The sequence below is a fragment of the Kitasatospora sp. NPDC127060 genome, assembly GCF_042724935.1.
Taxonomy (GTDB): domain Bacteria; phylum Actinomycetota; class Actinomycetes; order Streptomycetales; family Streptomycetaceae; genus Kitasatospora.
This window is the reverse complement of the sequence record NZ_JBHXEG010000082.1, coordinates 1-20,029: the sequence shown is the minus strand read 5'-3', so window position 1 is coordinate 20,029 and position 20,029 is coordinate 1. Positions and strand designations below refer to the sequence as shown.

20 protein-coding genes and 1 pseudogene are annotated in these 20,029 nt (G+C 73.7%); 12 read left to right on the top strand and 9 right to left on the bottom strand.

Translation table 11 applies throughout. From position 1 onward, the window contains the following. The first annotated feature begins 172 nt into the window (after positions 1–172). Entirely contained in the window at positions 173–991 is an 819-nt protein-coding gene (locus ACFWIS_RS32900) for an MBL fold metallo-hydrolase (RefSeq protein WP_380462162.1), read from the top strand. A gap of 165 nt (positions 992–1,156) precedes the next feature. On the opposite strand, the gene ACFWIS_RS32895 is transcribed toward ACFWIS_RS32900, so the two are convergent. Further along, positions 1,157–2,551, bottom strand: coding sequence for a DUF4190 domain-containing protein (locus ACFWIS_RS32895; protein WP_380462161.1), 1,395 nt, complete (start codon positions 2,549–2,551; stop codon positions 1,157–1,159). Positions 2,552–3,254: 703 nt separating this feature from the next. Between ACFWIS_RS32895 and ACFWIS_RS32890 the strand changes: the two genes are divergently transcribed. Beyond that, positions 3,255–3,698, top strand: coding sequence for a hypothetical protein (locus tag ACFWIS_RS32890; protein WP_380462160.1), 444 nt, complete (start codon positions 3,255–3,257; stop codon positions 3,696–3,698). A 25-nt stretch (positions 3,699–3,723) separates the two neighbouring features. Here the strand turns inward: ACFWIS_RS32890 and ACFWIS_RS32885 are convergent, their stop codons facing one another. Further along, a complete protein-coding gene (locus ACFWIS_RS32885) occupies positions 3,724–4,164 on the bottom strand; it encodes a VOC family protein (protein WP_380524167.1) in 441 nt (146 codons plus the stop codon). Between the two features lie 246 nt (positions 4,165–4,410). Here ACFWIS_RS32885 and ACFWIS_RS32880 point away from each other — a divergent pair, with 246 nt between their 5' ends. Further along, a complete protein-coding gene (locus tag ACFWIS_RS32880) occupies positions 4,411–4,785 on the top strand; it encodes a hypothetical protein (protein ID WP_380462771.1) in 375 nt (124 codons plus the stop codon). Between the two features lie 35 nt (positions 4,786–4,820). Here ACFWIS_RS32880 and ACFWIS_RS32875 read toward each other — a convergent pair whose 3' ends face one another. The 5 genes from ACFWIS_RS32875 to ACFWIS_RS32855 all read right to left on the bottom strand — a co-directional run bounded on the left by ACFWIS_RS32875 (position 4,821) and on the right by ACFWIS_RS32855 (position 9,556). Continuing rightward, on the bottom strand, positions 4,821–5,429 hold the full coding sequence (locus ACFWIS_RS32875) for a response regulator (RefSeq protein WP_380462769.1): 609 nt from the start codon (positions 5,427–5,429) through the stop codon (positions 4,821–4,823). After that, positions 5,426–6,601 carry a sensor histidine kinase gene (locus ACFWIS_RS32870; RefSeq protein WP_380462768.1) on the bottom strand — a complete coding sequence of 392 codons (1,176 nt, stop codon included), beginning with the start codon at positions 6,599–6,601 and terminating at the stop codon, positions 5,426–5,428. Before ACFWIS_RS32870 ends, ACFWIS_RS32875 begins: the two co-directional genes overlap by 4 nt. Positions 6,602–6,615: 14 nt before the next feature. After that, positions 6,616–7,032: a hypothetical protein gene (locus ACFWIS_RS32865; protein ID WP_380462766.1), complete on the bottom strand. Its 417-nt coding sequence runs from the start codon at positions 7,030–7,032 to the stop codon at positions 6,616–6,618. 241 nt (positions 7,033–7,273) lie between these two features. Continuing rightward, complete coding sequence (locus tag ACFWIS_RS32860; RefSeq protein WP_380524165.1) at positions 7,274–8,476, bottom strand: PP2C family protein-serine/threonine phosphatase; 1,203 nt, start codon at positions 8,474–8,476, stop codon at positions 7,274–7,276. A 144-nt stretch (positions 8,477–8,620) separates the two neighbouring features. After that, positions 8,621–9,556 (bottom strand): class I SAM-dependent methyltransferase, encoded by a 936-nt coding sequence (locus ACFWIS_RS32855; protein ID WP_380462762.1) that lies wholly within the window; start codon positions 9,554–9,556, stop codon positions 8,621–8,623. A gap of 436 nt (positions 9,557–9,992) precedes the next feature. Between ACFWIS_RS32855 and ACFWIS_RS32850 the strand changes: the two genes are divergently transcribed. From ACFWIS_RS32850 to ACFWIS_RS32825, 6 genes are all read left to right on the top strand, one after another. Then, entirely contained in the window at positions 9,993–11,738 is a 1,746-nt protein-coding gene (locus ACFWIS_RS32850) for an ATP-binding protein (protein ID WP_380462760.1), read from the top strand. Positions 11,739–11,755: 17 nt separating this feature from the next. Continuing rightward, positions 11,756–12,142, top strand: a complete 387-nt coding sequence (locus ACFWIS_RS32845) for a roadblock/LC7 domain-containing protein (protein WP_380462758.1) — start codon at positions 11,756–11,758, stop codon at positions 12,140–12,142. A gap of 90 nt (positions 12,143–12,232) precedes the next feature. After that, a complete protein-coding gene (locus ACFWIS_RS32840; RefSeq protein ID WP_380462756.1) occupies positions 12,233–12,595 on the top strand; it encodes a DUF742 domain-containing protein in 363 nt (120 codons plus the stop codon). Further along, the gene (locus ACFWIS_RS32835) at positions 12,576–13,193 is read left to right on the top strand and encodes an ATP/GTP-binding protein (RefSeq protein WP_380462754.1); all 618 of its coding nucleotides are present in this window, start codon (positions 12,576–12,578) and stop codon (positions 13,191–13,193) included. The genes ACFWIS_RS32840 and ACFWIS_RS32835 overlap by 20 nt, the downstream gene beginning before the upstream one ends. Before the next feature lie 88 nt (positions 13,194–13,281). Beyond that, complete coding sequence (locus ACFWIS_RS32830) at positions 13,282–14,742, top strand: cytochrome P450 (protein ID WP_380462753.1); 1,461 nt, start codon at positions 13,282–13,284, stop codon at positions 14,740–14,742. A 234-nt stretch (positions 14,743–14,976) separates the two neighbouring features. Continuing rightward, complete coding sequence (locus tag ACFWIS_RS32825; RefSeq protein WP_380462751.1) at positions 14,977–15,279, top strand: hypothetical protein; 303 nt, start codon at positions 14,977–14,979, stop codon at positions 15,277–15,279. Positions 15,280–15,317: 38 nt separating this feature from the next. On the opposite strand, the gene ACFWIS_RS32820 is transcribed toward ACFWIS_RS32825, so the two are convergent. Further along, positions 15,318–16,034 carry an SDR family NAD(P)-dependent oxidoreductase gene (locus ACFWIS_RS32820; protein WP_380462749.1) on the bottom strand — a complete coding sequence of 239 codons (717 nt, stop codon included), beginning with the start codon at positions 16,032–16,034 and terminating at the stop codon, positions 15,318–15,320. 124 nt (positions 16,035–16,158) lie between these two features. Between ACFWIS_RS32820 and ACFWIS_RS32815 the strand changes: the two genes are divergently transcribed. Next, a complete protein-coding gene (locus ACFWIS_RS32815) occupies positions 16,159–17,211 on the top strand; it encodes an Lrp/AsnC family transcriptional regulator (protein ID WP_380462748.1) in 1,053 nt (350 codons plus the stop codon). A 48-nt stretch (positions 17,212–17,259) separates the two neighbouring features. Here ACFWIS_RS32815 and ACFWIS_RS32810 read toward each other — a convergent pair whose 3' ends face one another. After that, entirely contained in the window at positions 17,260–18,891 is a 1,632-nt protein-coding gene (locus ACFWIS_RS32810; protein ID WP_380462746.1) for a purple acid phosphatase family protein, read from the bottom strand. 197 nt (positions 18,892–19,088) lie between these two features. On the opposite strand from ACFWIS_RS32810, the gene ACFWIS_RS32805 reads away from it, so the two are divergent. Further along, positions 19,089–19,718, top strand: coding sequence for an RNA polymerase sigma factor (locus ACFWIS_RS32805; RefSeq protein ID WP_380462744.1), 630 nt, complete (start codon positions 19,089–19,091; stop codon positions 19,716–19,718). A gap of 56 nt (positions 19,719–19,774) precedes the next feature. Then, positions 19,775–20,029 (top strand): annotated as a pseudogene (locus ACFWIS_RS32800) (hypothetical protein); the annotation flags it as partial.

Genomic DNA, 20,029 nt, shown 5'->3' with positions numbered 1-20,029 from the left:
CGCCGATCAGGTCGTCACCGTGCCGCGGCTCGGCCGCGCTTCCGCCTTGCTCGACCACCGTGCTCCTCGATCGACGGATACCTCGCTACCCCGGTGCAGGGCTTCCCCTCATAGAAGATTTGATCTTCCATGAGGAGACTTGCGAATGCACCCGATCCGATGGAGGGGTTCCATGCGATTGATCTCAAGTGGCCCGCACCATGCCACGTTCGAATTCGGCGACCTGCAGGTGACCTCGTTGCGAGACGGGTACATCGACATGCCGCCGACCCGGCTGCGCGACGAGGACGGATGCCCGCTCGATGAGCTGCCGGCCACCGTCCCACTGGTCGGCGACAACCTGCGACTGTCGGTCAACGCCTTCTTCGTCACCGACGGCACGCGCTCGGTCCTCATCGACACCGGCGCGTCCGACAACTGGCACGAACCCACCATGGGGCTGATCTACCACGCGCTCGACGAAGCCGGTATCGACCGCGCGCACATCACCGATGTGGCCATCACCCACGACCACCAGGACCACGTGAGCGGCCTGATCGCGCCGGACGGCTCGGAGGCGTTCGCCCGACTCGAGCGCGTGTGGATCGGCGCGGGCGACACCTCGGTGTTCACCGGGCGGCTCGAACCGATCCGCGACCGGGTCGTACCCGTGTCGGAGCAGGTCGCGGTCAACGCCTGGACCACCGCCGTCCCGACCCCGGGCCACACTCCCGGTCACACCGTCTACGACGTCCGGAGCCGCACCGGTCACCTGCTCGTCTGGGGCGACACCGTTCACGTTCCCACGCTCCAGTTCGAGCGGCCGAAGGTGTCCTGGGAGTTCGACGGCGACCAGTCCCGGGCCCGCGCCGCGCGAGCGGCCCTGCTCGAACAGCTCAGCCGGCCGGACCACTTCGTCGCCGGCGCGCACCTCGACTCACCCGGCATCGCCCGCGTGACCCCCTCCGGCGACGGCTACGCGCTGGAGTACCTCGCACCACCGATCGGCTGATCGAGCGCGGTCGGCTCCGGGCCGACCGCGCTCGCGAACTCCGGCGGGCGGTGGGCGCCACCGTGCCAGTGACGCCCACCGCGCCGGACGTCGCCTCCGCACCCTCGATCGGACGTCACGGGACGTCGCCGTGGAGGAGGTCCGAACCGGCCTGCCGGGCCCGGATCAGCTGGGGGAGCCGGTCCAGATGACGTTCTTGCGCTCCAGTCCGCTGCCGTAGTTGAACTCGACGGAGAACCGGTCGGCCGCGCCGTTCGGCAGGGCGTACGCGGTCACGCCGACGGCCTCCCGGCCCGGCCCGAGCGAGCCGCCGAGCAGCTTCTGCCGGGAGCTCCCGTCGATCAGCGAGGTGACGAGGGCACCGTTCGCGTCCCAGACGAAGGGCAGCCCGGATCCGTAGAGCGAGACGTCCTTGGAACCGGTGTTGACGACGGTGATCTTCACCTGGATGATCTTGGCGTTCTTGGGCGCCTCGAACACGGTCTCGTTCGGGACGTACGGCTCCGGCGGGGCCATGGTGACCTTCAGTCCGTCCCCGTACGTGTAGGACTGGCCGAACTCCAGGCGCCGGGCCTTCTCGTCGGCGGCCTTCGCCTGCTGCTCCTCCTCGATCTTCTTCTTCGCGGCGTCGAGCCGTTCCTTCGCCTTCGCCAGCCGTTCCGCCGACGCGCGCTCCTCCTCGTCCGCCCGAATCTGGGCGGCCCTCGACGCCGCCTTGCGGTCCTCGTTCGCCGCGTGCACCCCCAGCGCGAAGAACGCCCCGGTGCCCGCCGAGACGAGCAGGCCCACGACGCCCAGGACGACGCCCGCGAGCGCCATTCCCCGGTTGGTCGCCTGGCCCTTGCGCGCGTAACCCAGGCCGATGATGCCGAAGACCAGGGCGAGCAGGGCCGGCAGCCAGGACAGCCAGAAGAACACCAGGACCAGGCCGAGGACGACCCCGACGATCCCGAGCACCATCGCCGCGGTGCCCAGGCCGTTGCGGGGCTGCGGCGCGGCCACCGGGTACTGCGGCCAGTACGGCGCACCCGGGTACCCGCCGGGGCCACCGGCCGGGGCAGCGAACGGCGAAGGGGCGCCGGCCGCCGGGTCGCCGGCCGGGGCAGCGAACGGCGAAGGGGCGCCGGCCGCCGGGTCGCCGGCCGGCGGCACGAACGGCGTGGTGGCTCCGACGGCGGCGGGCGCGGGGGCCGGGGCGGGCGCGAGTACCTCACCCTGCGCCGGGGCCTCGCCCTGCGCAGGGGTCGGCGGCGGCGACTCCGGCTCGGCACCGGCACCGGCACCGGCACCGGCACCGGCACCGGCACCGGCACCGGCACCGGCATCGGCATCGGCATCGGCATCGGCATCGGCATCGGCATCGGCATCGGCCGGAGCGTCAGCGGGAGCAGGGGACTTGGCAAGCGAGACGGCGTCAGCGGGCGCAGGCTCCACGGCGGGGCCCGGGGCCTCGCCCTGCTCCGGAGCCTCGCTCTGCCCCGGGGTCAGCGGCGTCCTCGGCTCGGCGCCGGCGGGCGCCTCCCCGGGCTGCGGGCTGTCGGGCGGGACAGGAACGGTCATACGGGATCCTTCGGGAACGTCGGGATGGTGAGCGGCTTTCCGCCCCGGGCCGAGGTCCCTCCGTGGTTCCCCCCGCACCGACGGCCCGACCTCCGCGAGACGCGCACCGGTCCGGGCCGGACCCGGGCGTCGGCATCCCGGGACGGGAGCGCGGCAGGGTCGGCGACTGATCAACATACAGGTGTCCGATAACGGTTCCGTCACCGCGGTGGCCGCCACGGCCCGGTACCGGCCGACGTCCTTCGCCCGCGGAGCGGTCCGGGGAGCGGTCCGGGAAGCGGTCCGGGGAGCGGTCCGGGAAGCGGTCCGGGAAGCTCCGGGGAACGGTCCGGGGAAATTCGCTTGCCGTCGGCCCCGGCAGTGGATGCAATGTCCCGCGTGATCACGCAGGCGAGCCCGCCGCGCCGGTCGGCGGTCCCGGAACCGGCCCGCCCCCGACCGCTTCCGCGTCCCGCACACCGACTGACGGACTCACCGGCTGACAGGCCGGCCGACTCACCGCCTGACGGACTCACCGACTCACCGACTGCTGGAGAGCCCACCCACGAAGCCTGACGGATCGTTTTCGGTCAGGTGCACCGATCATCCGATCAGGATCTATCGGCGGACTGATCACCACCGCTAGGGTGCGGCGCATTCCCGCAGTTACGCCCGCCCGCGCCGCCCCAGCGGCGCGGAGCCGACCGATCGGACCGGTGTCGCCGTGACCAGGACCTTCCGCCAGCTGATGACCCGGATGGGACGGGCGGCCGCCACGGTCGCCGTGCTCGCGGCCGCCCTCACCGGCACGGCGGCGGCCGGCACCGCCTCCGCCACCGGCGGCTGGAGCTGCTCCGGGGCGCCCGTCCCGAGCGGCTACGTCATCACCATGTACGACCCCGGCGGCTGCAACAACCACGGCGCATGGTTCCAGCGGCCCGCCCAGAACCGGCTGTGGACCTGCTCCGGCTCCCCGATCGTCTCCGGCTACGTACTGACGAACTACGACGTCAGGGGCTGCAGCGGCGTCGGCGCCTGGTTCCACGAGCAGGTCCGCAACGGCATCTGGACCTGCCCGTACTCGCCGATCCCGGCCGGCTACCGCAGCACCAGCTACGACGCCCGCGGCTGCGCCGGCCTCGGCGCCTGGCTCACCATCAAGGCCTGAACCACCCCGGCGGGGGGCTGACCGGTCAGCCCCCCCCCGGACCGGCGGCGACGCAGAACTCATTGCCCTCCGGGTCCGCCATCACCACGTGGTGCCCGTCGAACTCCGCCAGCACCACCGCGCCCGCCGCCACCAGCCGAGCGGCCTCGGCGCGGATCCGCGCCCAGCGCTCCGCCGTGCCGCCGTGGCCCGGCACCCGGATGTCGATGTGCAGCCGGTTCTTCGCGCTCTTCGGCTCGGGGACCTCGAGGATGGACAGCCGGGGCCCGACCCCCGCCGGGTCGCAGAGCCACGCGCCGCCGTTCGCCGAGTCGTCCTCCGGCAGGTCGAACTGCGCGAGCCACTCCTCCCGCGTCCGGAACGGGGCGGGCGGCGGCTCGTCCACGTACCCGAGCGCCGTCCTCCAGAACCCGGCGAGCAGCGTCGCGTCCGCGCAGTCGAGAGTCAGATCGATTCCGATGGTCATGGCAGGACGGTACTGCGCACCGCCGACAACCACGCCCGACGGAGTTCTTGTCCGCCTCTTTCATCGCTCTGCCGAACGCCTGACGGACCCCCGGCAAGGTCGTGCCCACACCGACCACCGGACGCCAGGAGGGCACCGCGATGACCACTGACCCGATCGCCATCACCACGAACCGCTCCCGCCGGGGCGCAGGCCCGGGCCGCCTGGTGCCCGACCGTCCCCGGCCACCAGGTCGACTGCACCACGATGCGCCGCCCGCTGGTCGCCGACGAGCCGGGCCCGGGCACCATCGGCATCAGCCACGCCCTGGTGCGCCACAGCCGCCCCGGCCCGGCCCTGGGCACCGTGGCGGTCAACCCGGTTGGCCCCGGCGAGACCCTGATCGACCGCGCCGAGCAGGTGAGCGCGGCGCTCCAGGGGGTGCTGGACGACTACGACGTGCTGCTGGATCCGCGCGGCACCGGCCGCTCCGGCCGGCTGCCCTGTGACGTCACCGAGGCCGAGTACCGCTGGGCCCCGCGGGCCGGGCAGCGCGAACCCGTCGCCGACTGCGCCGACGCCGCCCCCTCCGGCGGTGCCGGGGTCGGCTTCCGGCTGCCGCCCGCCCCGGTTACCACCTGAGAGGACGCCAGGGGCCGCCCTCGGCCGGACAGGGCCTACAACCAGCCGCGCTCGTCGGCGACCCGCAGGGCCTCGGTGCGGTTGCGGCTGCCGGTCTTGGCGATGGCCGCGGAGAAGTAGTTGCGGACGGTGCCCTCGGAGAGGTAGAGCTTCCCGGCGATCTCGGCGACTCCGGCGCCGGAGCGGGAGGCGTTGAGGACGTCGCGCTCGCGGGCGGTCAGCGGAGAGGCCCCGGCGGCGAGGGTGGCGGCGGCCAGTTCCGGGTCCACCACCCGCTCCCCCGCCGCGACCCGGCGGATGGCATCCGCGAGCACCTCGGCCGGGGCGTCCTTGACCACGAAGCCGAGCGCACCCGCCTCCATGGCCCGGCGCAGGTAGCCGGCCCGGCCGAAGGTCGTCAGGATGACCACCTGGCAGCCGGGCACCTGTTGGGCGAGCACGGCGGCCGCCGCCAGTCCGTCCAGTCCGGGCATCTCGATGTCCAGCAGGGCGACGTCCGGCCGGTGCTCGCGGGCGGCCTCGACCACCTGGTCGCCGCGTCCGAGGGCGGCGACCACCTGGAAGTCGTCCTCCAGGTCGAGCAGGGCGCGCAGCGCGGTGCGGACCAGCTCCTGGTCCTCCGCGAGCAGCAGGCGGATCGTCATGTCGTCCCTTCGGGGCGGTTGCCGGGTCGGGGCTCGGGCGGCCGGACGGTGACCAGCAGTCGCCAGCCGCGTGGGTCGAGCGGGCCGGCCTCGACCGTACCGCCCGCCGCCGTGACCCGTTCCCGCAGCCCGGTCAGGCCCTTGCCGCCGCCGACCAGCCCACCGCCCGGGCCGTCGTCGCGGATCTCCACCGAGGTCGCGCTGAGCAGGACGGAGCAGCGGGCGGCGCGGGCGTGCCGGACGACGTTGGTGATGCCCTCGCGCAGCACCCAGCCGAAGAGTTCGCGGTGTTCCGGCCCGACCGCGTCGGCCGCCGAGGGCAGGTCGGCCACCACCCCGGCGGCGCGCAGCAGTTCGCGGCCGCGGGCGAGTTCACCGGTCACGGTGACCTCGCGGTAGCCGGTGACGGCGGCGCGCACGTCGGCGAGGGCCTGCCGGGACAGCTTCTCCACGGCCGTCATCTCGGCCACCGCCCGGTCCACGTCCTTGACCGCCAGCCGTTGGGCGAGCCGGGACTTGACGGTGATCGCGGTGAGCGAGTGGCCGAGCAGGTCGTGCAGGTCGCGGGCGATCCGGTTGCGTTCGGCCTCGGAGGCGAGGCGGGCGACCTCGGCCCGGGCGGCCACCAGGGCCTGGTTGGTGGCGGCGATCTCGGCGAAGGCGCCGCAGGTGAGCGAGGTGAACAGCAGGGCCAGCGCCTGGAAGCCGCCGGGCCCGGTGTGCCAGGCGGGCACCGCCCAGGGCACCAGCAGGGCGGCGAGCGCTCCGGCGGCCGCGGCCTTGAGTGCGTGGCGGCCCCACAGCACCGCGACCGCGGAGACGAGGACGGTGGCGAGGAAGAAGGCGTCCTCGTGGGCGGACGGCAGCGCGGCCAGGAACAGGGCGGCCATCGCCGCCAGCAGCGCCTCGATCCACCGCGCCCGGTACCGGCCCCCGGCGCGCCCGACGACGATCGCGAGGAGCACGTAGCAGAGGCAGAACGCGACCACCACGGCGTACCCGGCGACCGCCGCCGACCCTCCGACATTGCCGCTCATCGCCATCGCGGTGAGCGCCGGGAAGACCAGCATCCCGGCGCCCAGCAGGATCCGCCGCACTCCGCCCGCCCAGTGCAGGCCGGGCGCGGGCGAGCTCTCCTGCCCCGGAGCGCTCTCGCGGTCGAGGTCGGTCACGCCTGCGTCCTTCCTCAGGGCCGGGCGGCGAACAGCGTGCGCAGCCGCCGTCCGTTGATGACCACGGCCACCCCCAGCAGGGCGAGGCCGCACAGGCCCTGTTCGATCTTCATCCAGACCGGGAAGACGCCCGGTACGGCGATGATCGCAGCAATCGCGACCAGCATCACCCCGGAGATGATTCGCAGCCGCCGGAAGGCGCCGTGGGAGCCGCCGGCCGCACGGACGGTGAGCAGCAGGGTGACGGCGGCCCCGGCCAGCACCAGGATGCCGCGGATCCACACGGCCGGGGTGATCAGGTCGGTGTGCGAGCGGAGCGCGAAGGCGGCCACCATCGTGGCGGCGCTGAGGCCGAGGTAGGCGGCCACGCACCGCCGTACGGTACGGAAGGCCCGACGGATGTCGGGGTGGTGCAGGTCGGTGGAAGTCATGCCCTCATCGTGGCCGCCGCCCGGTGCCCGGCGGCAGTGTGCTGCCACACCCCCGCACCATGACAATTGTCAGCCGTGTCCCGCCGGGGCGTCCGCCCGCCGAACGGCCTGGTGACGGTGTTCCTGCGGCGTCATGATGAGCTGCGGCGATCAGCTGGCGGTTCGACTCGTCCTCGAAGAGCAGGAGTTCGATGACCCGGTCGGTGATCCGCCGCACCGGTCGACGGGGCCGGGGGGGGTTCTAGGCGGCGGGGTGCCATTCGGCGAGGAGGATGGTGGCGTCGTCGGTGAGGCGGCCGTTCTGGTGGTCGAGGATCGTGCGGATCAGGCGGTGCAGGGCCTCCGGTGCGGCCTCGCCGGCGGCGGTGGCGCGGACGACGGTGTCGATCAGGCGGGCCTCGCCGAAGAGTTCTCCGGACGGGCCCCGGCCGTCGGTGACGCCGTCGGTGTGGATCAGGAGGCGGTCGCCGGGTTCCAGTTGGGCGTGGTCGACGCGGAAGGTGGGGGCGGGGTACTCGGGGCCCAGGCCGAGCGGGAGTTGGGCGGGCCGGATCAGGGCGTTCGGGACGACGCGGTGGCGGCGGATGAGGAGTGGGGCGGGGTGCCCGAAGTTGGCCCAGGTGAGGCGGCCGGTGGCGAGGTCGAGTTGGGCGAAGACGGCGGTGAGCAGCCGCTCGGGCGCCCAGGTGGCGAGGGCCTGGTCCACCGCGGCGGCGATCCCGGCCAGGCCCGCGTCGATGCGGCGGGCGCAGCGGCAACTCGCCAGGGCGAGGGCCGAGGACAGGCCGGAGGCGACGTCGTGGCCCATCGCGTCGATGACGCCGAGGTGCAGGTGCCGCTCGTCCAGGGCGTGGTCGAAGGCGTCGCCCCCGATCTCGTAGGCCGGTTCCAGGACGGCGCTGGAGGTGACGTCGGTGGTGCCGATGGTCAGCGGCGGCATGAAGGCCCAGGCCAGTTCGGCCTGGAGGCTCATCGGACGGGTGCGGACCAGCTTCAGGATGGCGTCGCTGGTGGCCGCCTTGGAGGCGGTGACCAGCGCGACGAGACGCGCGAGGGTGTGGCAGCGGGAGAGGGTGGCGGCGTCGAGGGCGTCGGCGGTCAGCCGCAGGACGCCGATCCGTTCCCTGCCGTTCAGCAGCGGCAGCCACAGCGTGAGGTGGTCCTCGGAGGAGATGCGCACCGACTGGGTCCGGTAGGCCCAGCCGCCGAGGGTGTCCTCGATGCCCTCCGGGTCCCGCGTGCCCTCCCCGGCCGGCTCCGGCCCCGGGGTGGCGGGCAGCGGGACCAGGTGGATCTGCTGGACGTCGGCCAGGTAGACGGCGGCACCGGCCAGGCCCATGGTCCTGGCCGCGTGGTCCACCAGGGCGGCCAGCTCGACGGGGGCCGCCCGGTGGGCCCGGTCGAGCAGGTCGCCGAGGAGCCGGCCGAAGGCCGCGTCGTCCATACCCACCACCGTGCTCCGCACCGCGCACCCCCGCCAGCCGGTGGGCGCACCGGCCGGCGGGTGGGGCTCCGCGGCTCCGGAGGGAGGGTCTGCCCGACGGGTCTTCGCGCGCCCGGGAAAGATCCGCCGGACCGGCGCCACGGCTCAGCCGAGCCGGACCCGGGTGCACCTGGTCACGTACGGCATGGCGATCTCGTCCCGGCCGGCCACCCCGGGGTGGGTGGCGAGCAGGTGCTCGACGTCGGCGAGCAGACGGGCGCGTTCGGCCTCGGGCAGGGCGATGACGTAGCTGCGGGAGGCGACCATGTCGAGGAGGCCGGCCGGGGTGGTGGGGTGTTCCCACCGGATCTCCAGCCGCTCGGGGGCGCCGAAGGGCGCGGGCACGTCGGGTGCGCTGTCGATCTGCTGCCGGCTGGAGCGGTGCATCAGGGCGCCGAGGGCGGCGGCCCAGGGCTCGGTCTCGTCGCGGATGTTCCAGATCAGGGCGAGGGTGCCGCCGGGGGAGAGCACCCGGGCGATCTCGGGCACGGCGGTGGCCTGGTCGAACCAGTGCCAGGCCTGGGCGACCACCACCGTGTCCACGCTCGCGTCGGGCAGCGGGATGCGTTCGGCGCTGCCGGCCCGCACCGCCGCCTTGGGGACGGCGGCGGCGAGCCGGTCGCGCATGCCCCGGTCTGGTTCGACCGCGACCACGTCCAGTCCGGCGTCGACCAGCAGCCTGGTCAGCTTGCCCGTCCCGGCGCCCAGGTCGAGCACCCGGCGGGCCTCGCGCGGTACGGCGGAGCCGATCAGTGCCTGCGGGTAGCCGGGCCGGCCGTGCTGGTAGGAGGAGGCGGCGAGGCCGAAGGAGCGGGCGCGCAGCCGTCCGGCCCAGTGGCGGGTCGCGCCCTGCCTGGTCATTCCGCAGGCCCGGCCGATCTCCTCCCAGGTGGCGTGGCGGCCGCGGCGCAGTTCCTCGACCAGTTCGGTGCGCCGTTCCTCCAGTGCGTCGATCGTGCGGGACAGCCGCCGCAGGCCGTCCAGTCCGCCGTCGCCCGCCACGTCCTCCGCCACCCGTCGACCGGGGTCATCGATGTCCATGGCCCGCACTCTAGGGACCGGACGGAGGCCACGTCAACGACCATTGCCCAATAGGGCAACAGATGTTGCGGCACTCCGAGGCGCGCGCCACGTCCCCCGGAGGAGTGATCAACTGGCCCCGGCGGCCGGACGTAGCACGAACTCGCTCCCGATCGTGGCGACTTGGCCCGGAAACCCTTCACATGAGCGAATCCCGGCCGGGTTGCCGGTGCGCGGGCGGCCGGGCGAGAAGCCTGGTGACCGGGCGGTGACCGAGCGGACTGCAACAGGTGTGCGAGATGTCTGGCATGTCCGGCAAGTTGCCACAAGTCGGTTGACGGACAGTATTTTTGAGTTTCGGTCAGGATGTCCTGAACTTGGCTATGCTGCAGCACCACGCCTCCGGAGCCGGTCGTCGCCCGTCCCCGTTCTGTTCCGATCGTTTGAGGATTGCCGAATGCTTCGAGCTGGATCGTCATCCGCCAGACGGCGCCCCGCGCCCCTGCTCGGCTGGCTGCTGCCCACCGCCGTGATGGCGGCGGCGGTCGCGGTCGCCGCGGTGGTGGTGTCCGCCGGAGCCCGGGCCCAGGTGCTGTGGTGCGGGGCGACGGCCACCGTGCTGGTCGCCGTGGTGGCCGCCGAATCCGCCCGCCGCGGGCGGGCCCTGGCCGAACTGAGCGACGAACACACCCGCCAGGTCGACCTGTTGAACCGCAAGCTGGCCGGGCAGGAGGACGAGATCGAGCGGATGGCCACCGGCGAGCTGCGCCGACTGGTCGGCGGCGCCCGGTACGGGTCGTCCATCGACGTGCTGCTCCAGCCCTTCCAGCGCCCCAACGCGCTGCTGTCGCAGAGGTTCCGCCGCTCGCTGGAGCTGGTGGTGCGCGGCATCGCCCAGGCCGTCGACGACGAGGTCAGCCGGCGCGACTCCGCCGAGCGCGCCTTCGTCAACCTGGCCCGGCGGGTGCAGGCGATCATCCACCGCCAGGCCAAGGACCTGCGGGAGATGGAGGACCGGCACGGCAACGACCCGGCGGTCTTCGACGACCTGCTGCGCCTGGACCACGGCAACGCCCTGGTCGGCCGCCTCGCCGACTCCATCGCCGTGCTCTCCGGCGCCCGGCCCGGCCGCCAGTGGACCCGACCGATCGCCCTCTACAGCGTGCTGCGCGGCGGGATGTCCCGGATCCTCGAGTACCAGCGGGTCGACCTCCACCCGGTGGCCCAGATCTCGGTCACCGGCCCGGCCGTCGAACCCCTGATCCACGCGGTGGCCGAACTGCTCGACAACGCCACCCGCTACTCCCCGCCGCACACCCACGTCCACCTGAGCGCCTCGGAAGTGCAGAGCGGGATAGCGATCGAGGTCGAGGACGGCGGGCTCGGGCTCACCGACGAGGCCCGGATCCGGGCCGAGCGCTCGATGCGCGAGGCCATGGTCTCCAAGGACTTCGACGACCTCACCGAGTCCCCCCGACTGGGCTTCGCCATCCTCGGCCGGCTCTGCCAGGCGTACGGCTTCCAGGTGTCGCTGCGCCGCTCCGCGTACGGCGGCGTGCGCGCCGTCCTGGTGGTGCCGCAGGAGCTGCTCACCACCGCTCCCCCGACCGGGCGCGCACACGGCATCGGCGCCTTCTCCGGCCCCCGCCCGCTCCCGGCCAACCCGCCCCGGCACGCGGCCCCGGCCCGCCCCTGGGGCGCCCGGACCACCGGCACCGGCCCGTCCACCGGGCTGGGCCAGACGCCCGGGCTCGGGCAGACCGCCGGGCTCGGGCAGTCGGCAGGTGTCGGGCCGTCCTTCGGCTCGACCAGCCCGTGGGGGCCGCCGCCGTCCGGCCCGACCGGCGGGGACGACGAGGTGATCGTCACCGAGCGCACCGCGAACGGCCTGCCCCAGCGCCGCCGCAGCAACGTCACCGGCCGGGCCGCCTTCGCCACGCCCGCACGCGGCACCACCGCCCAGCCCAGCGGCCCGACGGCCGGACCCGCGGCCGGACCGGCCGCACCGGCGCCGCGCCCCAAGAAGCAGCCCGGCCTGTGGCTGGAGGCCTTCATGGAGGGCTACAAGGGCACCGGCGGCACCGGGAAGAGCACCGGCCCCGGCAGCACCAGGTCGAACAGCGACACCGGGCCCGGCAGCACCGCACCGAACAGCGCCGGACAGACCAGTAGTGAAGAGACGGCAGGGAAAGGCGAGCAGTGATTCCGCACCGCAGCAACATGGACTGGATCCTCAACGACCTCGCACACAGCGTCCCGTACGTGCGCCACGTCATCGTGCTCTCCGCCGACGGCCTGCGGATCGCCCAGTACGGCGCCGACCCGGACACCGCCGACCGGCTGGCCGCCGCCTGCGCCGGACTGCAGAGCCTGGCCGCCGCCGTCGGACACGAGTTCCCGCACGGCAACGGCGCGATGAAGCTGGTCGTCATCGAGGTGGACGGCGGCTATTTCTACCTGATGTCGGCCGGTGAACGCGCCTACCTCGCCGTGCTCGCCGACGAGGGCGTGGACGCCGGTCTGGTCAGCCACCAGATGCGCGACCTGGTGGACCGGATCGGCGAGCACCTCTCCACCCCGCCGCGCAACCCGGAGGCGGTCGCGTGACCCGGCCCGCGACGAAGCGCCACGCGACGACCCGGCCCGCGGACCCGGGCCCCGGGGCGGGCACGTGAACGAGCACAGTGAGGCAGTGACATGACCGCCGAGCAGGGCGGCGGCTGGGACGGACCCGAGCCCGATCGCCTGTACGTGATCACCCGGGGCCGCAGCGGCCCCTCCGGGCCGGGCGTCTTCGACCTGGTCACCCTGATCGTCTCCCTCGCGGAACCGACCCCCGCCATGCAGCCCGAGCACGCGGCCATCCTGCGCCTGTGCCGCTCGCCGCTCTCGGTGGCGGAGGTCTCCGCCTATCTCGAACTGCCCACGAGCGTGGTCACCGTCCTGCTGGCGGACCTGCTCGACGACGGGCACATCGAGGCCCGCGCCGCGATCCCGGCGGCGGAACTCCCCGACCGTGCCCTGTTGGAGGCGGTGATCCATGGACTTCAGCGGCTCTGACACGGTCGTCGGCCCGGCGAGCACGGACCTGCTGCCGAACACCGTCACCACGGCGGTCAAGGTGGTGATCGTCGGCGGGTTCGGGGTCGGCAAGACGACCCTGGTCGGCGCGGTCAGCGAGATCCGCCCGCTGACCACCGAGGAGACCATGACCCAGGCCGGGGTCGGTGTGGACGACCCCACCGGGGTCGAGCGCAAGACCTCCACCACCGTCGCCATGGACTTCGGCCGGATCAGCATCAGCGACAAGCTCGTGCTGTACGTCTTCGGCACCCCCGGGCAGGAGCGGTTCTGGTTCCTCTGGAACGGCCTGTTCGAGGGGGCGCTCGGCGCGGTGGTGCTGGTGGACACCCGTCGGCTGGAGGTCAGCTTCGAGGTGATCGGCCGGCTGGAGGACCGCGGCGTGCCCTTCGTAGTGGCCGTCAACGGCTTCCCGGAGGCGCCCAGTTACCCGCTGGACGAGCTGCGCCAGGCGCTCGACCTGCCCGCCGAGGTGCCGATCATCGCCTGCGACGCCCGCAGCCGGGAGTCCAGCCGGGACACCCTGATGACGCTGATGCGCTACCTCTACGAACTGGCCGCGCCGCCCGTCGGCTGACCGCCCACCACCCCTCCGCCGACCACGTCCGACTCCGCCCCACGCCCCTAAGACCTGCGACCCTGCGACCCTCGCGACCGGAGACCTTGTGACCACCCCGTTCCCCGACGACGCCGCCCCCGTCCCGCCGCCCGGCTGCCCCGCCCACGGGCGCGCGATCGAGCCGGTCGGCCCCGGCGGACTGCGCCGGCTCTACGGCCCGGAGGCAGAGGCCGACCCGGCGGGCCTGTACGAGAAGCTGCGCGCCGAGCACGGCGACGTCGCCCCGGTGCTGCTGCACGGCGACCAGCGGGCCTGGCTGATCCTCGGCCACGGCGCCAACATCACCGCGATGCGCACCCCCTCGCTGTTCTCCCGCGACTCCCGGCTGTGGAGCGCCTTCCGCAACGACGAGGTGCCGCCCGACTCCCCGCTGCTGCCGGTGCTCGCCTGGCAGCCGATCTGCGTGTTCGCCGACGGCGAGGAGCACCGCCGACTGCGCAACGCCGTGCTGGACGGCCTGAACGGCTTCGACCGGCGCGGCATCCGCCGCCACGTCCGCCGCTTCACCACCGACCTGGTCCAGGTGGTCGGGCCGACCGGCCGGGCCGAGCTGATCACCCAGTTCGCCGAGCACCTGCCGATGCTGGTGATGACCAAGCTGCTCGGCATGCCGGACGAGTACGGCCCCCAACTCGTCAACGCCGCACGGGACCTGATGAAGGGCACCGAGACGGCGATCGCCAGCAACGAGTACGTGGTGGCCAGCTTGCGCCGCACCATCGCGATCAAGCACGAGTCCCCCGGCGACGACCTGACCAGCCGGCTGCTCGCCCACCCGGCCAGGCTCAGCGACGACGAGGTGATGGAGCACCTGCGGGTGGTGCTGCTGGCCGCCAACGAGACGACCGTCAACCTGATCGCCGACTCGCTGAAGATGGTGCTCACCGACCCGCGCTTCCGCGCTCACCTGTCCGGGGGCCAGATGACCCTGGGCGAGGCGCTCGACCAGGTGCTCTGGGACTCCCCGCCGATGTCCCTGGTCGCCGGGCGCTGGGCGACCGCCGACACCGAGCTGGGCGGCCAGCAGATCCGGGCCGGGGACCTCCTGCTACTCGGCCTCGCCGCGGGCAACGTCGACCCGGTGGTCCGGCCCGACCTCACCACCCCGCTGTACGGCAACCGCTCCCACCTGTCCTTCGGGGCCGGGCCGCACGAGTGCCCCGGCCAGGACATCGGACGGCACGTCGCCGAGGCCGGCATCGACATCCTGCTCACCCTCCTCCCGGACCTCCGACTGGCCGTCCCCGAGGAGGAGCTGACCTGGAGCTCGGCCTGGATCTCGCGCCATCTCACCGCGCTGCCGGTGGAGTTCACCGCCCACGAGATCGAGCCCGACCCGGAGTCGGTGGCCGAGGCCGAGCGGGTGAAGGAGGAACGGGAGCTGGCGGCCCGGGCCCTGGAGGCCGCCCAGCGGGCCGCGGCCACCCCCGTTCCCCCAGCCGCCGCCACCGTCCCGGCGCAGCGGCGCAACTGGTGGGACGTGCTCACCGGCCTGTTCCGACGCTGACCCCGCCCGGCGCGGGCGGGGGGCGCCGCTCCCCCGCCCGCCCTTCGGCAGGAGGCGCCCGGACCGGGCCGGGTCCGGCCGGACGCGGAAGCCTCGATCCGGCCGACCGTAGCGGGCCGTCGTGCGGGCCGGGGCGCGGGGTGCGCCCCGGCCCGGGCCTCCGGATCCGCCGTCGACTGGTCCGGATGCCGCTCTGCGCGTGCAACGTGACGGATCCGCGGCGACGTTGAGGAGATGAACACCGTCATCGTGCTCGAACCCGACACTCCGACCAATGTCCGGCTCCTCGGCCCCGACCATGAGCCGGCCGACCCGGAGAACCCCGTGCGCCGGGCGCACTCCGCCCCGGCGGACGACTCCGGCCTCTGCGGTCCGCTCACCCTGTGCGGCCTGGACGCCTCCGACATGACCGTCGCGCCGCACCGCACCACCGACGACGGCCGGCCGTGGCCGTACTGGAACGCGTGCACGGCGTGCCACACGGCCGGGGAGGGCGCGGAGGGGACGGCCCCGCCGACCGGCGACCCGGGCGCGTAGGCGCCCCCGGGCAGCGCGGCGGGCGTCCGCCACCGGGTTCACCAGGGGACGGTCCGGCCGAAGCGGTCCAGGTAGGCCAGGCCGGGCGTGCCCAGTCGGGAGAGCAGGACGTCCACCAGCAGGGGGACGGTCTCCTCGATGGTGAACGGCGCGTCCGGACCGCCCAGGTCGGTGCGGATCCAGCCCGGCGCCAGGAGGACGAAGGAGCGCCGCGTCCCACTTCGCCGGGCGGCGAAGCTCCGCAGGAACATGTTCAGGGCCGCCTTGCTCCCCCGGTAGAGCTCGCGGCCCCCGGTCGTGTTGTTCGTGATGCTGCCCTGTCCGGAGGTCATCGCCCCGATGAGTCCGGCCGGGGGGACCAGGTCTTCGAGGGCTTCGATGACGCGCATCGGGCCGAGCGCGTTGGTGACCATCACCTCGATGAAGTCGGCCGTCGGGACGGCGCCGACGGGTGTCCGCTCATGGCTCGCGGTGCCCGCGTTGACGAAGAGCACGTCGAGTCGGCGGTGCGCCAGGCGTTCGCGCAGCGGGGGCAGGTGGGCGGGGTCGTTGACGTCGAGGTGCTCGACGGTCACCCGCCCGTCCGCCTGGTCCGCGAGCTCGTGCAGCGGCGTGCGGGCGGTGGGGTCACGGACGGTGCCGACGACGTGCCAGCCCCGGTCGAGGAACTCCGCTGCCATCGCGTGGCCGAGGCCCCGGGAGGCCCCGACGATGAGTGCGGTCGGTGGGTGTTGTTCGGTACCAGCCGATGACATCCGGTGTCATCTCCGTTCTTCGAGTCCGTGCTTCGAGTCCGTGCTTCGGACGTCGTGCTCCGGAGTGTTCCGTCCGCACCGTGTCTCGGGCGAGCCACCGGCGCGTTTTCGTACGATTGCCCGCATGAATAGGGCGCTGATGACGGAATCCGCTGCACTGCAGCCCGACGACGTACGAATCATCCGGGCGTTGCAGATCGCGCCGCGAGCCTCGTTCGCCGCGATCGCGACCGCCCTCGGGCTGACCGAGGGAAGCGTCAACCGGCGGTACCGCCGTCTGCGCGCCGACGGGGTCATCCGGGTGGCCGGCATGGTCAACCCGGGCGCCCTGGGGCAGAGCAGGTGGCTGGTGCGACTGCGCTGCCGCCCGGGCAGTGTGGTGGCGATCGCCGACGCGCTCGCCGAGCGGGCCGACGTCAACTGGGTGGCCCTCGGCGCGGCGGGCTGCGAGATCACCTGCGCGACCCAGTCCCGGACCAGGGAACAGCGCGAGGACCTCCTGGGGCAGCGGCTTCCCCGTACGGCCGCGGTGCTCGACATCAACGCCTTCGCCGTCCTCCGCCAGTTCCTCGGCGGCCGCGGCCACTACTGGTCCGCCCTGCAGGGCACGCTGACCCCAGAGCAGGAAACCGCGCTGGGGAGCAGCGGGCCCCCCTTCACCGAGGCTCCCGTGGTCAGCCGCGAGCCGCTGCGGCTCACCCCCGAGGACGAGCGGATGCTCGACGTGCTCGCCGCGGACGGCCGTGCCAGTCTGGTCGATCTCGCCGCGGCGGCCGACCTCACTCCGGGGCGCGTCGCACGGCGCCTCGAAGTCCTGCTCCAGCAGCGGGCCGTCCACATCGACGTGGAGATCGCCGCCGCGGCCCTGGGCTACCACGCGCGCGCGAACCTCTGGCTCCGGGTGCACCCGTCGGCGGTGAAGAGCGTGGGCCGCGCGCTCGCGCAGGAGCCCGAGACCGCCTTCGTCGCGGCCGTCTCCGGCCCCTGGAACCTCCACGCCGTCGCGCACTGCCGGGACCTCGACGAGTTGTTCGAGTTCACGTCGGATCGCGTCGGGTCGCTGGCCGGTTTGCAGAGCATGGAGGTCTCCCCGGTGCTGAGGCACGTCAAGCAGGCCGGCACCCGGCTCGTCGACGACCGCCTCGTCGATCCGTCCGCCGCCCGCGCGCGGCGCTGAGCGGGCGCGTCCGCCTGCCGGGCCGCGTCCCGCCCGCCCTTCGGGCCGTCAGTCGTGCCCGTCGGCGCGGCGCCGACGGAGGGTGAAGGTGTCGACCGGGGTGAGGTCCCCGTACGGGCCGTCGAAGGTGTAGTAGGTGACCCGCATCGTGGTGGTGCCCCCGCGCCGGTCGCCGGGGTCGACCTCGAAGGCGGCGAAGCCATGGGTGTGGGTGCGGTCCTGGTAGGCGGCCCAGGGGGCGTCCTCGGTGAGCCAGACCGACTCCCGGTACGGCGCGCCCGGGGCGGGCTCGGGCTCCAGGCCGATGACCACCCGGCCCTGGGGGCGTTCGAACAGGTCGTCCTGGGTGGTGGCGGCGTTGCCCCCGGCGCCGATGATCATGTGGACGGTGCCGAGGCCGGTGTCGGCCACCCGGGGGTCGGTGCCGGTGGGCACCGGGGTGCGGGTGTCGTTCGGCAGGGTGCCGCGGACGGGGTGGGAGCGCTCGTAGTAGTGCTCGTGGCCGCTGACCACCAGGTCGACCCCGTAGGCGTCGAACAGCGGGCCCCAGGCCTCGCGCACGCCGAGGTCGCTGCCGGAGCCGTGCTTGGAGCTGGAGATCATCGGGTGGTGCATGCAGACCACGATCCAGTCGATCGCCCGGTCGCTCCGGGCCATCCGCAACTCCCGCTCCAGCCATCGCTGTTGGGCACCACCGGAGTAGCCTCGCAGATACGTCTCGCCGGAGTTCTGGATGGCCACGTCGTCGTTGGCGAGGCTGATGAACCGCACCGAGCCGACCGTGAAGGCGTACCACATGCCCCGGGTCTCCTGGTCGCGGTCGGCGGTGGAGTCGGGGAGGGTGAAGTAGGTCTGGTAGCCGGCGGCGCCGATCGGGCCGTTGCCGCTCTCGTTCTCGTGGTTGCCGGCGCAGGGCATCCAGGGGCGCAGCCGGGCCGAGCGGCTGTTGCTGATGAACCAGTCGGCCCAGGTGGCGGTGCGGCTCTGACCGTGCCGGCCACTGTAGGAGGCGTAGCAGAGGTCGCCGTTGACCAGGTTGAACAGCGGGCCGACGCGTTCCACCGCGGCGACGATGTCGGCGGCGTGCGGCGAGCCGATCTGGCTGCTCATGTAGACCGGGTAGTTGCCGAGCGGCGAGGGCATGCCCTCCGGGAAGACGAGGTGGCGGCGCAGGTTGGGGGTGGCCTGGTCGCCGAAGCTGGTGAAGGTGAAGGGGGTGCGGCCGCGCGGCGCGGTGGTGAAGCTGCCGGTCTCGGGATTCGCGCCGTCGTGTCCGGCGCTGTAGAGGTAGGTGGTGGCCGGGCGCAGGCCGGTGAGCCGGGCGTGGTGGACGTACACCTCGTCCTTGCCGAGGGCGTCGCGGTAGCTGCGGGTCTCGGCCTCGACCACCGTGCCGGGGCCGCCGCCGGGCGAGCCGAGCCGGACCAGCGGGCGGCTGACGGACTGCGGACTGATCCAGGAGACGGTCATCTCGCTGGCCGGGTCGGTGCCGAACTGGAGGTGCAGGCCGCTCACCGCGGGCGCACCGATCCGGTGCGGGCGGGCGTGCAGCAGCGGGCTCGCCGGCGGGCCGGCCGCCCCGTCGTCCGCGTTGGCCGGACCGACGGAGGCGCCCGCGCCGACCAGGGCGGCCCCGGCCGCCGACGTGCCCTTGAGAATGGACCTGCGTGCGATCGTCATGATGCTCCGTCTACCGAGTGGGGGCCGGATCGCAGCACTGTAGCGGCATGCTCATGTAAAGACGACCGTTTCGGGCCGACCTGACGGACAGGGCCTGGTTGACGGATCGTCCGGTCCGGCGAGCTCCGGCGGCGGGGCGCCGTGCGGAGTGAGCGGGATCACAGGGAACCCGGCGGGCCGGGCGGACAGGGATCGGTGTGGAACTTTCACAGCGGGCACGACTACGTGCCGGGGACCAGAGCGCACTGGCAGAGCTCTTCGACGCGCACGCCCAAGGCATCTACGGGTACGCCCTGCGGACCCTCGGGGACTGGGCGGCGGCCGAGGACGCCGTCTCGCTGACCTTCCTGGAGGCCTGGCGCCTGCGCGGCAAGCTGCGCGAGGAGGCCGAGGACCTGCGGCCCTGGTTGTTCGGCATCGCCACCAACATCCTGCGCAACACCGCACGGGCCGCCCGCCGGCACCGGGCCGCCATGACCAGGCTCCCCGAGCGGGAGCCCGTACCGGACTTCGCCGACGAGCTGGTCGACCGGCTCGACCACGACTCCCGGCTGGCCGCCGTCCAGCGGGCCCTGGCCGGGCTGCGGCGGGGCGAACGCGAAGTCTTCCGGCTGTGCGTCTGGGGCGGCCTGGACTACGCCTCCGCCGCCGAGGCCCTGGGCGTCCCGATCGGCACCGTGCGCTCCCGGCTGTCCCGGGCGCGCACCCGTCTGCGCCTCCTCACAGAACAGGAACTGACGATCTCCATGGAACTGGCCGTCGCCTCCGGACAGGTACCGGGCAGCCGCCCCGAGGCGGTCCGGTCGATGCGGGGGGACCTCCGGTGAACGACACACCCGAGCGGCTCTCCGCCGACCGCCACCGAATGCTGAAGGAGCATCTGATGAGCGAGATCGCAGGGAACCCGGCCGTCAGGAAGCCGCGATCCCGGCGGCGCCTGGGCTGGCTGGCGGCGCCGCCGCTGGTCGTCGGCCTCGCCGCGGCGACGGCCCTGATCATCCCGGGGCAGCAGGCGACCGGCGGTCGCACGGCGATCGCGCCGGCCAACGCCCCGGGCCGCTCGGGGCCGCCCGCGCCCAGCCCCCGCGGCGGCGGGGGCGCCATCAGCGATTCGGCGACCACCGCCGCCGCGGCCACC